Below are 16,604 nucleotides of genomic sequence, written 5' to 3' on the forward strand. Positions count from 1 at the left end.
TTTTTGGCCTGTGTTCCTTTAAAGCGTAACTTCGCGCCGCGAAAACCTAATTAAAGTTGCCTTATGCATACCCTCCATCTTAAAAAGCCGCTTGCTTTTTTTGATCTTGAAACTACCGGTGTCAACATTGCCCGGGATCGGATCGTAGAAATTTCGGTGGTGAAGGCTCTGCCTAATGGGGAAACGGAAATTCGTACCAGACGGGTTAACCCGGAAATGCCTATTCCGTTGGAAAGCAGTCTGATACATGGCATTTATGATGAAGATGTGAAGGATGCACCTACCTTCAAAATGTTTGCAAAAAACCTTGCAACGTTTCTCGAAGGCTGTGATCTGGCTGGATTTAACAGTAATCGTTTTGATATTCCAATGCTCGTTGAAGAGTTTTTACGGGTTGGTGTTGAATTTGATATTAAAAACCGCCGTACAGTAGATGCTCAGCGGATTTACCACATGATGGAGCCGAGAAATCTTTCTGCTGCCTATAAATTTTATTGTGATAAATCGCTGACGGATGCGCACAGTGCCGAAGCAGATACAATAGCGACTTTTGAAGTTTTGCAAGGACAAATCGCTCGTTATGAGGGTCAAAAAGTAATTGATTCACACGGAAAAGAGCTGGGAACGGTAGAAAATGATGTAGCTGCTTTGCACGCATTAACGGCCTCTAAGCTTATCGATTTTGCCGGGAGAATGGTTTATAACGATAAAGGGGAAGAAGTTTTTAACTTTGGAAAACACAATGGAAAACGTGTTGCAGATGTCTTGAAAAGTGAGCCTTCTTTTTACGATTGGCTTATGAAAGCGGAGTTTCCACTGGATACAAAAAGAAAGCTGACAGAAATAAAATTACGCGCTTTAACACAGAGATAATATAATAGGTACGCTTAACATTTGAGTAAGCGGTATTTATGTCTATTTTTGCCCGATAAGTTTCAGTGATGAAGAGAGAGAATACTTGATCCTGGAAATTTTAAATCATTGACTATTTTAAACGAATACCCATTTAGGTAAATCTGCTATGATCCCGAACCCGAATATACCAGAGGTTATTCAGAATGTCCCGCTTCAATATTATCTCATCCTCAGCACATTGCTTTTTGTGATTGGCATCATAGGCGTACTTACACGCCGGAATGCGATCATCATTTTCATGTCTGTTGAGCTGATGTTAAATGCTGCCAACATTTTATTGATTGCTTTTTCATCGTACCGGTCGGATCCTTCCGGACAGGTTTTCGTGTTTTTTATTATGGCCGTAGCCGCTGCCGAGGTGGCCGTTGGTTTGGCGATCATCGTTATGATTTACCGGAATACGCGAAATACGGACATCGGTTTCCTTAATAAATTGAAATGGTAAGCCTTATTGGTTAATATACAAAATATAGAATATGTCTGCTTCATTACTAATTCTGATTCCATTATTACCTCTGTTGGGTTTTCTGATTAATGGTCTTGGATTCCGTACAATACCAAAAGGTGCCGTTGGAATAATCGGGTCATTAGCTGTTATCGGTAGTTTTGCTCTTTCTCTGAATGCGTTTAATGCATTTGTGGCAGCAGGAAGTACTCCGTTTGTTTTGCCTCTTTTCAACTGGATTACGGTTGGCGATCTTAACATTCCATTTTCTTTCCAGATCGATCAGCTTTCGTTATTGATGCTGATGATCATTACCGGTGTAGGATCTTTAATCCACATTTATTCAATCGGTTACATGAAACACGATGAAGGTTTCGGTAAGTTTTTTGCTTATCTGAATCTCTTCCTTTTCTTCATGTTGCTGCTCGTTCTGGGCTCCAATTATGTGATTATGTTCATCGGTTGGGAAGGTGTAGGACTTTGTTCTTATCTGCTGATCGGGTTTTGGAATAAAAATACAAACTACAACAACGCGGCCCGTAAGGCGTTCATCATGAACCGTGTAGGGGATTTGGGATTCCTTTTAGGAATTTTCACAATCATCGCAACTTTCGGTTCGGTAGAATATCTTGAAGTATTTAGTAAAGCAACCGGTTTTTCAATCGGAGATCCGGTAATCATTGCCATTACCTTGTTTCTCTTTATCGGAGCCATGGGAAAATCGGCACAAATTCCTTTATATACCTGGTTACCAGATGCGATGGCGGGTCCAACGCCAGTTTCGGCACTTATCCACGCAGCGACCATGGTTACCGCCGGGATTTATATGGTGATCCGTTCAAACGTCCTCTATTCGCTTGCGCCTTCAACGCTTGAACTTGTTGGCATTATAGGTGGTGCCACAGCGCTTTTTGCCGCATCGATCGGACTTTTACAAAACGATATCAAAAAAGTACTGGCATACTCTACGGTTAGTCAATTAGGATATATGTTCATGGGTTTAGGCGCGATGGCTTATTCAGCTTCAATGTTCCATGTTATTACCCACGCATTCTTCAAAGCATTATTATTCCTTGGCGCTGGTAGTGTGATCCACGCCATGTCCGATGAACAGGATATTCGTTCAATGGGTGGTTTGCGTAAAAAACTTCCAATCACGTTCCTGACATTTTTAATTGCAACCATTGCGATTTCCGGTATTCCTCCATTTGCTGGTTTCTTCTCAAAAGATGAGATTCTGGCTCATGTATTTGAACACAATAAATTACTTTGGGTAGTTGGTGTACTCGGTTCATTAATGACTTCCTTTTATATGTTCCGTTTGCTTTTCCTTACGTTCTTTGGGAAATTCCGCGGCACACATGATCAGGAGCATCATTTGCATGAATCGCCTGCATCGATGACAATTCCTTTGGTTATTCTGGCAGTTCTTTCTGCTTTGGGTGGATTTATCGGAGTTCCGGAAGCTTTGCATGGAACGCATCACCTGGCAGAATTTATGGAGCCGTTGTATGCAGGTTCTCATCAGGTTAATCCCGAAGCTTTCCTTCCAACGACTTTGTCGCATTCAGAAGAATATATTTTAATGGCTGTTTCTGTTGGCGTTGCTTTAATTTCTCTGATTATAGCATACGTGATGTATGTTCAAAAAGAAAATGTGCCCGCTCCGGATTCGGAAGAAAAATCAGCTGTTCAGAATTTGATTTACAACAAATATTATGTTGATGAACTTTACAACACAGTTTTTGTAAAATCAACAAAATCACTTTCCAACTTACTATATAGTTTTGGTGAATTCTTTATTGATCTCTTTGTAAATGGTACGGCAAGGCTTGTCGCTTTTGTGGGAGGTTGGTTACGCAAAACACAAACGGGTTCAACAGGAGATTATGTGTTTGCTATGGTTTTGGGAATCGTAGTGATTCTGTTCTGGAAGCTGTTGTTATAGGCATTTGTTGAAACTGACATATTAAATATTTATACCGTTCACCATTTAGTGCTGACCGTTGACTTGAAAATATGCTTACTCTTCTTTTAATACTTTTGCCCATTGTGGCCGGCGTTATTACCCTCTTGGTTGGAGCTAATCTGGCGAAACAGGTAGCCTTAGTCGGCGCTCTTGCGGAGTTAGGACTTGCTCTTTTTGTCTGGTCTCAATTTGATCCGTCAGCGGGTGTTCAGTTTGGTTTTAAATATCATTGGCTTGCCTCCGCGGGCATTTCCTTTGCTGCCGGTCTGGACGGGATCAGTTTGGTACTTGTATTATTAACTGCCTTTTTAACGCCGCTTATTATTCTTTCAACATTTGAACATACCTACAAAAACAGTGCAGCTTTTTACTCGCTGATACTTTTTATGTCAGCGGCACTTGTTGGCGTTTTCACAGCAACGGATGCTTTCTTATTTTACCTTTTCTTCGAAGCAGCACTTATTCCGGTTTATTTCCTGGCAGCTGTTTGGGGTGGAGAAAATCGTTTGAAAGTAACTTTCAAGTTCTTTATTTACACCATGTTCGGTAGTTTGTTCATGCTGGTTGCATTGATCTATTTGTACTATCAAACGCCCGGAACGCATACTTCTGAAATAACCGCTTTTTATAAATTACAATTATCCGCCAAATCACAAGGATTCATATTCTGGGCTTTCTTTGTCGCTTTTGCGATCAAAATGCCATTATTTCCTTTCCATACCTGGCAGCCAGATACTTACACAGAAGCGCCAACACCGGCAACCATGTTACTTTCCGGTATTATGCTTAAAATGGGGGTATATGGTTTGATCCGTTTATTACTTCCGATCGTTCCGCTTGGGTTGCAGCATTACGGAATGCTTGCTATGATTCTATCAGTAATCGGTATTATTTACGGTTCGATCATCGCCATTCAGCAGCGTGATATGAAACGCCTGATTGCTTATTCTTCCTTCGCTCACGTTGGTTTGATGGCCGCGGGTGTTTTTGCCGCTTCAACAAATGGTTTGCAGGGCGCAATGGTTCAAATGCTTGCGCATGGTATCAACGTAGTAGGTTTGTTTTTTGTGATTGATATAATCCTTTCCCGTACTAAAACACGTAGTCTGGATCAATTAGGTGGTATTACACAAGTTGCGCCTCAGTTGAGTGTGTACTTTATGATCATTCTTTTAGGAAGTGTTGCCTTGCCTTTGACGAATGGATTTGTTGGAGAGTTCCTTTTGCTTTCCAGTGTTTTTGCCTTCAATGGCTGGTTGGGCGCTATTGCAGGTTTGACAATCATTCTTGGTTCGGTATATATGCTTCGTTTATTCCAGATGTCAATGTTCGGACCAAAATCCAAATGGGTTGAAGGTTTCCAGGATCTGACATTCAGTGAAAAAGCGGTGTTGTTGCCATTGATCATTATGGTTTTCTGGATTGGAATTTATCCGAATACGTTTTTGACAATTTCTGAACCAGCCGTTAACCAGCTTTTAAAACTGGTGGTTAAATAGGTTTCTGAAAACGAAAAATAATTAATATAGTCCGAAAGCCGAAAGCTGACTGCCGAAAGCTCTCTATTAATGACAAACGATAATAAATAATTATGTATCCCATTGTTTTGTTGTCAGTTCTTGGAATCGTAACACTCTTCTTAGGGTTCTCGAAATCGAAGAATATCTTATTGCCAGCTGTTCTGCTTTTCCTTGCCATTGCTTTGGCAGGTAATTTCTTTGAATGGAACAAAGGGCCGTTGCTATATTTTTACGATATGTTCCGGGTTGATAACCTGACATTAGCTTTTAACGGCATCATACTGGCGTCTGCTTTTATGATCGTGGCAATTTCGGGAGGTTTTCAGGACAATGCAGAAGCAGAACCGGCTGAGTATTATGCTTTAATGCTTTTCTCTTTGGTAGGTGCTATCATGATGGTTGGGTTTGAACACCTGATCATGCTTTTCCTTGGTGTCGAAATTCTTTCCGTTGCGATGTACGTGCTTACAGGTAGCAACAAACGTAATCTGCGATCCAATGAAGCTGCACTGAAATACTTTTTGATGGGTGCCTTTGCAACCGGTATCATGCTTTTTGGTATGACTCTGCTTTACGGAGCAACTGGTTCATTCAAATTAAATGAAATTCAGGCTTTTGTTTCTACTACGCAACAAGCTGCTCCTTCTTACATTTTGTATGCGGGATTATTATTGCTTCTTATTGGTATGTTGTTCAAAGTTTCTGCTGCACCTTTCCACTTCTGGACACCGGATGTTTACGAAGGTGCACCAACACTCTTTACAACGTTTATGTCAACGATTGTAAAAACAGCCGGTTTTGCAGCACTTTACAGATTATTGTCACATTCATTTACAGGAGTATATAGTTTCTGGTGGCTGGTAATAGCAATCATAGCTATCCTGACCTTAGTAGTTGGTAATATCGGAGCAACAACACAGAACAGTTTCAAACGTATGATGGCGTATTCAGGGATTTCCCACGCGGGATATTTGCTGATTGCCTTAACGGCACTTTCCAAACCGACTCAAAATGCCATTGTTTTTTATTCTCTGGCATATTCACTTTCTACAATCGCTGCTTTTGGTGTATTGATGTTAGTATCAAAAGAAAAAACAATTGAAGGTCAACCGGATGAGCGCTATGACGCATTTAACGGCTTGGCTCAGAAAAATCCTTTACTAGCATTTGTGATGACGGTAGCCATGTTATCTCTGGCCGGAATTCCGTTGACAGCAGGTTTCTGGGGAAAATTCTTTGTATTCAGCAGTGCAGCCGACAGAGGGATTATCTGGGTGCCTGCGATAGCGGTTTTAATGTCGGTTGTTGGTATTTATTATTACTTCCGCGTAATTATTGCATCGTATTTGAAAGAAGGGGATATCGCCGAAATACGCGTTGCTCCATTTTATAAAATCGTTCTGATCCTTGCTACTTTTCTGACTATACTTTTTGGTTTGGCTCCCGGACTACTGGAAGGGATTTTCTAAAAATACAAATTACTGATATTGAAAAAGAGTTGTACTTCGGTGCAGCTCTTTTTTTGTTACTTTTTATCCAAAACCCCGTAAGAATAAAACAAAGTCCACAACGTTCCTGAAAATCTTCATTAGTCCATAATTACACGCTTAATTATTGTTACTATGACAGATTCCTCTTCGCTTGAAGTCCCTCAGTTTAATGAAGATTTTAGAAAATCACATTATCACCAGAATCTTATCCATTTCGAACCGGAAGAACTTTTGGATCGGGAACCTGTTAACCTCGATACTAAAAATATCAGTGAATTTATAAAAAATAAGAGGGTTCTGATTACCGGAGCGGCCGGATCAATCGGGAGAAATCTAGTAAAACAGATTATTTTATTTAAACCTAAAAGACTCATTTTAGTTGATAAATGTGAATCTGCGATATATGAACTGAATGAAGAAATAAAGGAAATGCGGATATCAGGAATCGAGATAATTTCTGTCATTGGCGACGTTTCAGATTACAGGCGAATGAAACCTTTATTTCAAAAAAATCAACCTCAAATCATTTTTCATGCCGCGGCTAACAAACATGTACCTCTCCTGGAAAAGAATGCTTACGAGGCAATCAAAACAAATATTTTTGGAACAAAAGTGCTGGCCGATCTGGCTGTTGAATATTGGGTAGAAAAATTTATTTTAATCTCAACAGATAAAGCAGTCAATCCCTCGAATGTAATGGGCGTGACTAAACGATTTGCTGAAATAATTTTGCAGAATCTCAACAAGACAAATAATACGACGCAATTCATAGTAACAAGATTCGGGAATGTTCTGGGAACAAAAGGATCCGTAGTTCCTGTCTTTAAGAAACAAATTGCCAAAGGCGGACCCGTTGAAATTACGCATGCCGGAGTAATGCGCTATTTTATTACCATGAACGAAGCATGCCAGTTGGTGCTTGAAGCAGGAGCGACAGGTCACGCAAATGAAATATTTATACTGGACATGGGAGAGTTGGTTCTATTGAAGGCACTGGCAGAAAAAATGATCCGGTTGTCCGGTCTTCAACCTGATGTTGATATCAAAATTATTTACATCGGTTTGAGGGCTGGCGAAAAACTTGTAGAGGAAAGATTGAGAAATGATGAAACGGATAATCCGGCACATCATCCAAAATTAAGGATCGCTCAATTAGCAGCTTTGGATGGATTTGAAGTTGACAATGTTTTGATAAAACTGGAAAAAGCGCTGGATTCAGGTGAGGACAATGAAATGATACTGATCCTAAAAGATGCAATCCCGGAATACATCAGTCATAATTCAGCATTTGAAAAACTTGATATACTCCGGGCTGCGAAAGTTGAAAAGGATATTATGGAATAAACTGATTCGTTTTCATCCAGTTGATACAGCGCGTAAACCACTCGTCAAAAGGCGGAGCTTTTAAAAATCCGTGTTCCCCTTTGGAATAAATATGAAGATCAGATGGGCTTTTAAATTTGTTCAAAGCTTCATAAAACATAATACTATTTGAAACAGGTACTACTGTATCATCTCCGGCGTGGGTAATAAACGCTGGCGGCGTGGATTGGTTAACCTGTAATTCATTCGAGAAATATTTTATCTGATCTTCCGTCGGAGTCGGTCCAATCAAATTACTGCGTGAGCCTTTATGACTTGGAGCTTCCAGAAAACTGATTACAGGATAAACCAAAACCATAAAATTCGGGCGTATACTTGTTTTCTCTTTGTTTTCGATAAGCGGTTTATCAAAATGAGTTCCGGCTGTTGCAGCTAAATGTCCACCGGCCGAAAATCCCATAATACCGATTTTACTCGTATCCACATCCCATTCTTTTGCCCGTTCGCGAACGGTTTTAATCGCTTGCTGCGCATCCTGCAAAGGTCCGATACCTTTATCCTTCATGATTTTATCGCTTGGAAGCCGGTATTTTAAAACGAAAGCGGCAATTCCAAGTCGGTTGAATGCCTGAGCCACTTCATAACCTTCCCGGTCAATAACCAAAACCCCATATCCTCCGCCCGGACAAATAATGACTGCGGCTCCATTACTTTGCCCAATAGGCGGAAGAAATATGGAAAGGGTAGGTTTTGAAACATTTCTGACCACACCTTTAGTATTCGTTTCTTCGTTGGTCACTTCCTTTGCATTCGGAATTGTTCCCGGATACAGAGGAATTTCTTTTTGCGCAAAACCGGAAAATGGAATTCCAGTCAACAATAGAAACAAGAAGGAACACAGGTATTTTTTCATTTTTTTGAATCGATATTCAGTTGAAAAGATTTAATCCGTAATCGCACGATCCAAATGTACATAACCACCATCCACATGAATCAACTGGCCCGTAGTATGGCTTGAACGCGGAGAAAGCAAAAATGCAGTCATGTTTGCAATTTCTTCGGCAGTCGTCATTCTTTTTTCCAACGGAATTTTACTTTCAATGGAAGCTAGCTTTTCAACTGGATTTGGTAAAGTCTGAATCCATTTTTCATAAAGCGGTGTATAACATTCTGCTACGATAATGGCGTTGACACGGATTCCATATGGTAACAATTCAACTGCCCACTCACGCGTCAAAGCACTGCGCCCGCCATTTGCGGCAGCATAAGCAGAAGTTCCTCCCTGGCCGGTTTCTGCCGTTTTTGATCCAATATTTAAAATTGAACCCCTTGATTTTTTCAGGGCAGGCAATGCGTGATGAACAATCAGATAGTAATGAACTAAGTTACTATGCAGACTTTGCATAAATTTTTCATAACTGCCATTTTCCAGTCCCACGCCATCATTAACGCCGGCATTATTTACGACTCCTTCAATTCTTCCAAAAGTCTCTTCAATTAGTTTTACGGCTCTCTCACATTCTTCCGGTCTGGACAATTCTGCTGTAACCTGAAAAGCGCGTCCTCCTTCCTGTTCTATCTCAGCAACGGCACGCAGGTTATCTTCTTCATTTCTGCCAATAATAACAGGAATTGCACCTTCCCATGCCAGCACATCTGCAATTCCTTTCCCTATTCCTTTTGCACCGCCGGTTACAATAATTACTTTATCTCGAAGCTCTAAATCCATGTTTTAACGGTTCTAAGGTTTTTCTAATTTTGATATAAATTACTTATTATTACATTTAACAATACGCGAGATTACTATAAATGGGTTTCTATTGCTTCTGATACCAGCCTCATTCAAAGAAATAAATTTTTTTACTCAGTTAGTCACAAACAAATTAAGGCAATTTGAAGTAAAATTTACCCACAAAATTTGATATCAATTTAATAAGGTGAGGCCTTAGGGAACTATTCTGCCAAATTGCACCTTTCTATGTAAATTGTATTAATAACGATTAATTAATATAATATTTACAAGAAAATAAAATGATATTAATTGTCTTTTAGCCTCGGACAATCTAAAAAAAAGAACTAGTTTTGTGTAACATAGAAAAAGAACAGTTGTTTTTTTGAGATATTATTAAGAGAAATAATTGAACTCTTTCGTTTTGAAAGAAATTGTGAATACAAAATAACCCTTGATAATAGAATGAAATATACGGTACATGCAGAAGGCAAGTTTCAATTTATCGACGAAGGAAAGGGCGAAACATTATTGCTGTTGCATGGCCTGTTCGGTGCTTTGAGTAATTGGGATGGGATCATTGAATGTTTTTCAGATCGCTTCCGTGTCATTATTCCTTTGCTGCCTATTTACGAACTTCCTCCGCGTGAAGCTGGTCTGGATGCTCTTTTAGCTTTTTTGGAAGAGTTTGTCATATTTAAAAATCTGACAAATGTTACTGTTCTGGGAAATTCATTGGGAGGACATATCGGGTTATTGTATACGCTTAAAAACCAGGAAAACGTTACACGTCTGGTGCTAACAGGCAGTTCAGGACTTTTTGAAAATTCAATGGGCGGCTCTTTTCCAAAAAGAGGAAGCTATGATTATATACGTGAACGCGTTGCTTACACCTTTTACGATCCGGAAGTTGCTACGAAAGATTTGATCGATGAAGTTTTTGAAACGACATCAAGTATTCCGAAATGTATGAGTATTGTCGGAATTGCTAAATCCGCTCAGCGTCATAATCTGGCAAAAGATCTGCATAAAATTAAAGTGCCGACGTTACTTGTCTGGGGCTTAAATGATACCATTACGCCGCCTCACGTGGGTTATGAATTCAACCGTTTGATCGCAGGATCGGAATTGCATTTTATAGATAAGTGCTGTCATGCGCCGATGATGGAACATCCTGACAAATTTAACGTTATAGTAGAAAGCTTTTTAGAAAAACATGCATCAGTTCCGGTGGAATAGTCATTTTTTTAAGAGCCTTTAATGGCTCTTTTTTATTTTACAGAATATTCTTTTTCACGAAAGTTGACAGGTATTTGATTTTTTCATAGATTCGATAAAAACACTCTTTCCGTTATGCTAGCTGCCACGTTAATAAATCCCATGATACCGATACTGAAACTTACCGATACGGTAGGTACGGCATTGGACTGGATGGATGAGTTTCGTACCCGGCAGCTTGTCGTGGCCGATTCTGGTTTTTACAAAGGAATTGTATCGGAAGATATTCTTTTTGATATAACGGATACTACGCAGCCGCTTTCCAGAATTATTATTCAGCATGAAGATGTTTTCGCTACTGAGGACAATCACCCTTATGAATTGTTAAGACTCGTTACGCAGTTTTCTCTGGATATCATTCCGGTTGTTAATGAAATTAAAAACATTACAGGTACCATTCTGGTACGAGATCTGGTCGAACGTTTTGTAAGTGAGCTGGGGATTCAGGAAAAAGGCGCAGTGCTTGTTTTAAAAATAGCGGAAAGAGATTATTCTTTATCTGAAATAAGTCGGCTGATTGAATCAAACGGTACCAAAGTTTTAAGCAGCTATTATTCTTCCAGTGAATCACTTCATCCGGCAGATGCATCTTTGCTTACATTGAAGTTGAATCGTACCAACATCACACCTATTATTGCCACTTTGGAGCGATTTGGATATGATATCGAAGAAGCACACGCCAACGATCCGATCGAAAGTGTGGACCAGGAACGTCTGGATATGTTACTTCGCTATTTAGCAACATAATATTCTCGGAATAGTACATTGCCAATCGGCATTTTGTCCCGTATCTTGCGGACTAAAAGGATCACATATTTTTCTTTGCATGAAAATAGCAATTCACGGACGCAACTTTAATGAGTCTGCCCGCCCGTTTATAGAATCTATGTTCAATGAGCTTGCTCGTCGGAAAATCGATGTTCAGCTTTCCGAGCCGTTTCGGTCCTTTTTGGATAAACAAGGCATTCAGCATTTTTCAAATATGGTTTATGGAAACCCGGACGAGCTTTGCAATGCCAGAATGGTTGTGAGCATGGGTGGAGATGGAACTTTGCTGGAAACTATTTCTCATGTTGGCAAAAGACGGATCCCTGTTATTGGTATTAATGTGGGCCGTTTGGGCTTTTTGGCGACGGTTTCTCCGGAACGGATTTCAGATATGATTGAGGCACTGGAAAATAATCAATATAAAATTGATGAAAGAACGCTCGTAAAAGTTGATTCCAATATTGATTTGTTTGAAGGGAGAAATTTTGGTTTGAATGATTTTACAATCACAAAAACCGATACGGCTTCTATGATTACGGTGCACACTTATCTGAACGATGAATTCCTGAATTCTTACTGGGCGGATGGACTGATTATTTCCACGCCAACAGGTTCAACAGGTTACTCTCTAAGTTGCGGCGGTCCGGTTCTTGTTCCGCATTCCCAGAACTTTATTATCACACCGGTAAGTCCCCATAATTTAAATGTGCGCCCTTTAGTTGTTGAAGATTCTTCGGTGATCAGACTGGAAGTGAAAAGCCGCAGTAATAATTTTCTTGTTTCGATGGATTCACGTTCCAGGGTTGTGGATGAGGTGACTGAGTTAACTGTTAGCAAGGCGGATTTTACGGCACGACTTATAAAAATGCGTGACGACAGCTTTTTGGACACGCTACGCAGTAAACTGTCCTGGGGACTTGATATGCGAAATTAACCGGTTTCTTTTTGACTTCAATCTAAGAAAATATGCAGCTTATATTTCACTCCTTTGATCTCGAATTAAAACATACTTTTACCATCGCACACGATTCCCGTGATATGCAGCAGACGTTGATCGTTGAGCTGAAAGAGGGGGATTTTAGCGGTTTTGGTGAGGCAACATCCAATCCTTATTACGGTGCGACGATTGAGAAAATGATTAATTCTCTGGAAAGTATCCGTTCAATGATTGAGGAAGATAATCTGAATTCACCTGAGGAATTGTGGGCGAAAGTAAATCCATACCTGAAAGATAATTCTTTTGCTCAATGTGCGCTGGATGAAGCAGCTCATGATTTATTTGCCAAGAAAAAAGGTCAGAAATTATACGAAACCTGGGGTTTGTCGATTGATCGTAATCCGTTGACAAATTTTACGATTGGGATCGATACCGTTGAAAAAATGGTATCAAAAATGCAGGAACTTCCCTGGCCGATTTATAAAATAAAATTAGGTACTGACGATGATCTTCGTATCGTCAGGGAATTACGTAAGCATACAACGGCCGCTTTCCGCGTGGATGCGAACTGTGCCTGGTCGGCGGAACAAACAATTAAATTTTCGGGAGAATTAAAAAAACTGGGTGTTGAATTTATTGAACAACCTTTGCCCGCAGATGATATTGAAGGCATGAAAAAGGTTTTTGCGGGCAGTGAATTACCTGTGATTGCCGACGAAAGCTGTATTCTGGAAAGTGATGTATTAAAATGTTATGGACTTTTTCATGGTGTAAATATCAAGCTTACCAAATGCGGTGGATTAACTTCTGCCCGACGAATGATCAAGGAAGCAAAAGATCTGAATATGTCCACAATGGTTGGCTGTATGACAGAATCCAGCGTCGGGATTTCTGCAATTGGCCATTTGCTTCCGCTATTGGATTATGTTGATATGGATGGTTCTTTATTGATCAAAAATGATCCTGCAGCAGGTGTTACTTTTGATTTTGGTAAAGTAATTTACGCGGCTGAAAAGGGAACCGGCGTTTTGTTGAAATGAACATTTATCCAACCAGCCATCTTCCAAACCGAAAGGTTTTGCTGAATAACGGAAAAGAATATCTCTATTTCAGCGGAACGGATTATCTGGGAATGGGTCATCACGCTGGATTTCTGTCGTATCTCGAAGAAGGGATTTCAATTTACGGGACTCATTTTGGCAGTTCCAGAAATAACAGTCTAAGGCTGGGAATTTATGAGGAAGCTGAAACTGCACTTGCAAAGTTTTCCGGTGCACCTGCGGCGTTAACAACGTCGTCAGGCATGTGGGCCGGGCAGTTGCTCATGAAAGAATTACCACAGATTATTACTTCGGATCTGCAAAATAAAAATTCCCACATTTCAAATATCCATTATCACTACGCGCCCAGGGTTCATCCTGCATTATGGGGTGCTGAATATATTTCTACAAATTCTAGTTGGGAGGATTGGGCAAAAGACAGTATCGCAACAATTCAGGAAAGCAATCCGGATTCTGTTCATATCATTTGTTCGGATTCAGTCGGTTCTCCATTTGTTGAAAGTTTTGATTTTTCGATTTTTAAGTCGCTTCCATTTTACCGGGAAATATATCTTGTGGTAGACGATTCCCATGGATTTGGTGTTTTAGGTGAAAATGGGGGAGGAATTTTTAGAGAATTGTCTTCCATCCAGCAAGTAAAATTAATCCTTTCTTCTTCCTTAAATAAAGCGTTGGGAATTCCGGGTGGCGTGATTCTTGGAAATCATACGATCATTGATTCTATACGAAGAAGTCCATTTTTTGCAGGAGCATCTCCATCTCCACCGGCCTATATGTTTGCTTTCAAAAAACTTTTGGAATCAGATAGTTATCCGATCGTTCATCAGCAACTCCTTGACAACGTCAATTATATTTCCAGAAAACTAAGTGAAACAAATTTTTTTGTCAGTACGCCTGACTATCCGGTTTTTTGTAGCTTAAACAGTAAACTTTTTGATTTTCTGGAAGAGAATGCAATTATGGCTTCTTGTTTTTCCTATCCGCAGCCAACAGATCCTCCTGTTACAAGAATCGTAATCAGCGCGATACATCAAAAAGAAGACCTCGACCGATTGGCCGAGGTCTGTATGAAATTTTAATTATTTCTTCTTTTTAGTTAATGCTTCGGATTTTTATAATGGTCCTTGAAGCGCTTGTTCTTCACGTAATTTTTCTCTCGCAATTTTCGCTGAAACAAAAATACTAATCTCGTAAAGCATTAACAATGGAATAGCTACCAAAATCTGGCTATAAATATCCGGTGATGGCGTTATAACAGCAGCTATGATCAAAATGACAATGAAAGCATGTTTCCGATATTCACGCATAAAACTTGGTGTCAGGATACCAACTTTCGATAATACAAATACAACAATTGGTAGCTGGAATGCAATACCGCAGGCAAGAGTTAAAGTTGCTACTGTTGAAATGTAAGAGGAAATATTGAACTCATTGGCAATAGATTCGTCCAATTTGTAATTTGCCAAAAAGTTGATTGCCAGAGGTGTTACCACATAATAACCAAAAAGAACACCTGAGAAGAACAGAAGAGTTACATAAAAAACGGCTCCTCTTGCAGATTTACGTTCCGAAGCTTTAAGACCAGGTTTGATAAATCTCCATATTTCCCAAAATGCATAAGGAAAGGCAAAAATCAATCCTACTATAATGGAAGAAGTTAATCCCATTGTAAATTGATCTCCAACACCAATACTTTGAATTTTGAAATCAAGTGATTTTATACAAAGATCTTCATAACCAACGCGTTCTGATAATTTACACATCATTTTGTAGGTCCAGAAATCTGGCTTTGCCGGAGCAAGAATTACATAACGATATATTTCTTTAATGTATATGTAAGCGATGATAGCAAAAACTAAAATCGATCCGACTGCTCGGATAACGTGCCATCTTAATTCTTCCAAATGTCCAATAAAGGACATCTCGCCAGCTCCTCCTTCTTCTTCTTCGTGCTCAAATTCTTGATCTAAGGGCATACAATTTTTAGGTATTAATCACACTATATACGGGCAAAATCAATAATACGATCTTTTTTATTAATGAAAAGTCGAAATTACTCAAAAAACCCGCCGGATCATTTCGACGGGTTTTTCTTAACAAATTTATAATCAGGACTTAATCCATGATAAACGGATAGTCATTTTCTGCGTAAACATCTGTGTAAGCTTCTGATGCATCCGGGAAATCCGAATCTTCGGCAAACTGTACAGATTCCGCTACGATTTCTTTTACTTTTTTGTCGATCGCTTCAAGATCTTCTGCGGTCGCAAGATTGTTATCCAAAATTACAGCTCTGATCTGCTCGATCGGATCACGGTGTTTGTATTCCTCAACCTCCTCTTTCGAACGGTATTTCTGAGGATCAGACATCGAATGTCCACGGTAACGATACGTACGGAATTCAAGGAAAGTTGGTCCGTCGCCCTTACGTGCACGTTCTGCGGCACGGGAAACTGCTTCATGAATCGCTTCAACACTCATTCCGTCAACAGGTTCCGAAGGAATATCGTAAGCTTCACCCAATGTGTAAAGTTCAGTAACATTTGATGAACGCGCAACCGAAGTTCCCATCGCATATCCATTGTTTTCAACAACGAAAATAACCGGAAGTTTCCAGTTCATCGCCATGTTCAAAGCTTCGTGAAAAGCTCCCTGGCGAATCGCTCCATCACCAAAATAACAGATGCAAAGTTTACCCGTTTTGTTATACTTTTCAGCAAAGGCAATCCCTGCTCCTAATGGAATTTGTGCCCCAACGATACCATGTCCTCCAACAAAGCCATTTTCTTTATCGAAAATGTGCATAGAACCACCTTTTCCTTTGGTAGTTCCTGTTTTCTTTCCGTAAAGTTCAGCCATAATCGCTTTTGGATCTGTTCCCAAAGCCAAAGGGATTCCATGGTCACGATAAGCGGTGATATATTTGTCTCCTTTTGTCAGCGCACTGGCAGCTCCCGAAGAGCAAGCTTCCTGGCCAATATAAAGGTGACAAAAACCGCGGATTTTCTGCTGTCCGTAAAGCTGGCCAGCCTTTTCTTCAAACCGGCGTTGTAATAACATGTTCTCGAACCAGAACATATAGCGTTCTTTCGAATGCTGTAATTTGGGAGCTGATGCTTTCTTTTTTTCAGTAACGGTGGCCATGTATTTGGTTCTCGTTTATAAAGAC

Annotated in this window: 15 protein-coding genes; 11 read left to right on the plus strand and 4 right to left on the minus strand. The window is 39.9% G+C overall.

Annotated elements, in window-relative coordinates; all coding sequences use genetic code 11:
• Nucleotides 1-63: 63 nt before the first annotated feature.
• From FZF08_RS09945 to FZF08_RS09970, 6 genes are all read left to right on the plus strand, one after another.
• Nucleotides 64-873, plus strand: coding sequence for a 3'-5' exonuclease (locus tag FZF08_RS09945; RefSeq protein ID WP_159468495.1), 810 nt, complete (start codon nt 64-66; stop codon nt 871-873).
• A gap of 148 nt (nt 874-1,021) precedes the next feature.
• A complete protein-coding gene (nuoK, locus tag FZF08_RS09950; protein ID WP_137338024.1) occupies nt 1,022-1,360 on the plus strand; it encodes an NADH-quinone oxidoreductase subunit NuoK in 339 nt (112 codons plus the stop codon).
• Between the two features lie 31 nt (nt 1,361-1,391).
• Nucleotides 1,392-3,308: an NADH-quinone oxidoreductase subunit L gene (gene nuoL / locus FZF08_RS09955; RefSeq protein WP_159468496.1), complete on the plus strand. Its 1,917-nt coding sequence runs from the start codon at nt 1,392-1,394 to the stop codon at nt 3,306-3,308.
• A gap of 71 nt (nt 3,309-3,379) precedes the next feature.
• A complete protein-coding gene (locus FZF08_RS09960; protein ID WP_159468497.1) occupies nt 3,380-4,828 on the plus strand; it encodes a NuoM family protein in 1,449 nt (482 codons plus the stop codon).
• A gap of 92 nt (nt 4,829-4,920) precedes the next feature.
• Nucleotides 4,921-6,318: an NADH-quinone oxidoreductase subunit N gene (locus FZF08_RS09965; protein ID WP_159468498.1), complete on the plus strand. Its 1,398-nt coding sequence runs from the start codon at nt 4,921-4,923 to the stop codon at nt 6,316-6,318.
• Nucleotides 6,319-6,471: 153 nt separating this feature from the next.
• On the plus strand, nt 6,472-7,683 hold the full coding sequence (locus FZF08_RS09970; RefSeq protein ID WP_159468499.1) for a polysaccharide biosynthesis protein: 1,212 nt from the start codon (nt 6,472-6,474) through the stop codon (nt 7,681-7,683).
• Here FZF08_RS09970 and FZF08_RS09975 read toward each other — a convergent pair.
• Together FZF08_RS09975 and FZF08_RS09980 are read right to left on the minus strand one after the other, a co-directional pair.
• Complete coding sequence (locus tag FZF08_RS09975; RefSeq protein ID WP_159468500.1) at nt 7,673-8,575, minus strand: alpha/beta hydrolase; 903 nt, start codon at nt 8,573-8,575, stop codon at nt 7,673-7,675. The genes FZF08_RS09970 and FZF08_RS09975 overlap by 11 nt on opposite strands.
• A gap of 30 nt (nt 8,576-8,605) precedes the next feature.
• Complete coding sequence (locus FZF08_RS09980) at nt 8,606-9,391, minus strand: SDR family oxidoreductase (RefSeq protein ID WP_159468501.1); 786 nt, start codon at nt 9,389-9,391, stop codon at nt 8,606-8,608.
• Between the two features lie 465 nt (nt 9,392-9,856).
• Here FZF08_RS09980 and FZF08_RS09985 point away from each other — a divergent pair, with 465 nt between their 5' ends.
• From FZF08_RS09985 to FZF08_RS10005, 5 genes are all read left to right on the plus strand, one after another.
• On the plus strand, nt 9,857-10,630 hold the full coding sequence (locus tag FZF08_RS09985) for an alpha/beta fold hydrolase (RefSeq protein ID WP_159468502.1): 774 nt from the start codon (nt 9,857-9,859) through the stop codon (nt 10,628-10,630).
• Nucleotides 10,631-10,744: 114 nt separating this feature from the next.
• Nucleotides 10,745-11,416: a CBS domain-containing protein gene (locus tag FZF08_RS09990; protein ID WP_159468503.1), complete on the plus strand. Its 672-nt coding sequence runs from the start codon at nt 10,745-10,747 to the stop codon at nt 11,414-11,416.
• A gap of 79 nt (nt 11,417-11,495) precedes the next feature.
• Nucleotides 11,496-12,371: an NAD kinase gene (locus FZF08_RS09995; protein WP_159468504.1), complete on the plus strand. Its 876-nt coding sequence runs from the start codon at nt 11,496-11,498 to the stop codon at nt 12,369-12,371.
• A 32-nt stretch (nt 12,372-12,403) separates the two neighbouring features.
• Nucleotides 12,404-13,414 (plus strand): dipeptide epimerase, encoded by a 1,011-nt coding sequence (locus tag FZF08_RS10000; RefSeq protein WP_159468505.1) that lies wholly within the window; start codon nt 12,404-12,406, stop codon nt 13,412-13,414.
• Entirely contained in the window at nt 13,411-14,514 is a 1,104-nt protein-coding gene (locus FZF08_RS10005; RefSeq protein ID WP_159468506.1) for a pyridoxal phosphate-dependent aminotransferase family protein, read from the plus strand. Before FZF08_RS10000 ends, FZF08_RS10005 begins: the two co-directional genes overlap by 4 nt.
• A gap of 33 nt (nt 14,515-14,547) precedes the next feature.
• On the opposite strand, the gene tatC is transcribed toward FZF08_RS10005, so the two are convergent.
• Both tatC and pdhA read right to left on the minus strand, forming a co-directional pair.
• A complete protein-coding gene (gene tatC / locus FZF08_RS10010; protein WP_159468507.1) occupies nt 14,548-15,411 on the minus strand; it encodes a twin-arginine translocase subunit TatC in 864 nt (287 codons plus the stop codon).
• Between the two features lie 139 nt (nt 15,412-15,550).
• The gene (pdhA, locus tag FZF08_RS10015) at nt 15,551-16,579 is read right to left on the minus strand and encodes a pyruvate dehydrogenase (acetyl-transferring) E1 component subunit alpha (RefSeq protein WP_159468508.1); all 1,029 of its coding nucleotides are present in this window, start codon (nt 16,577-16,579) and stop codon (nt 15,551-15,553) included.
• Between the last annotated feature and the right edge of the window lie 25 nt (nt 16,580-16,604).

The organism is Dyadobacter sp. 3J3, assembly GCF_009801115.1.
Classification (GTDB): Bacteria; Bacteroidota; Bacteroidia; order Cytophagales; family Spirosomataceae; genus Dyadobacter.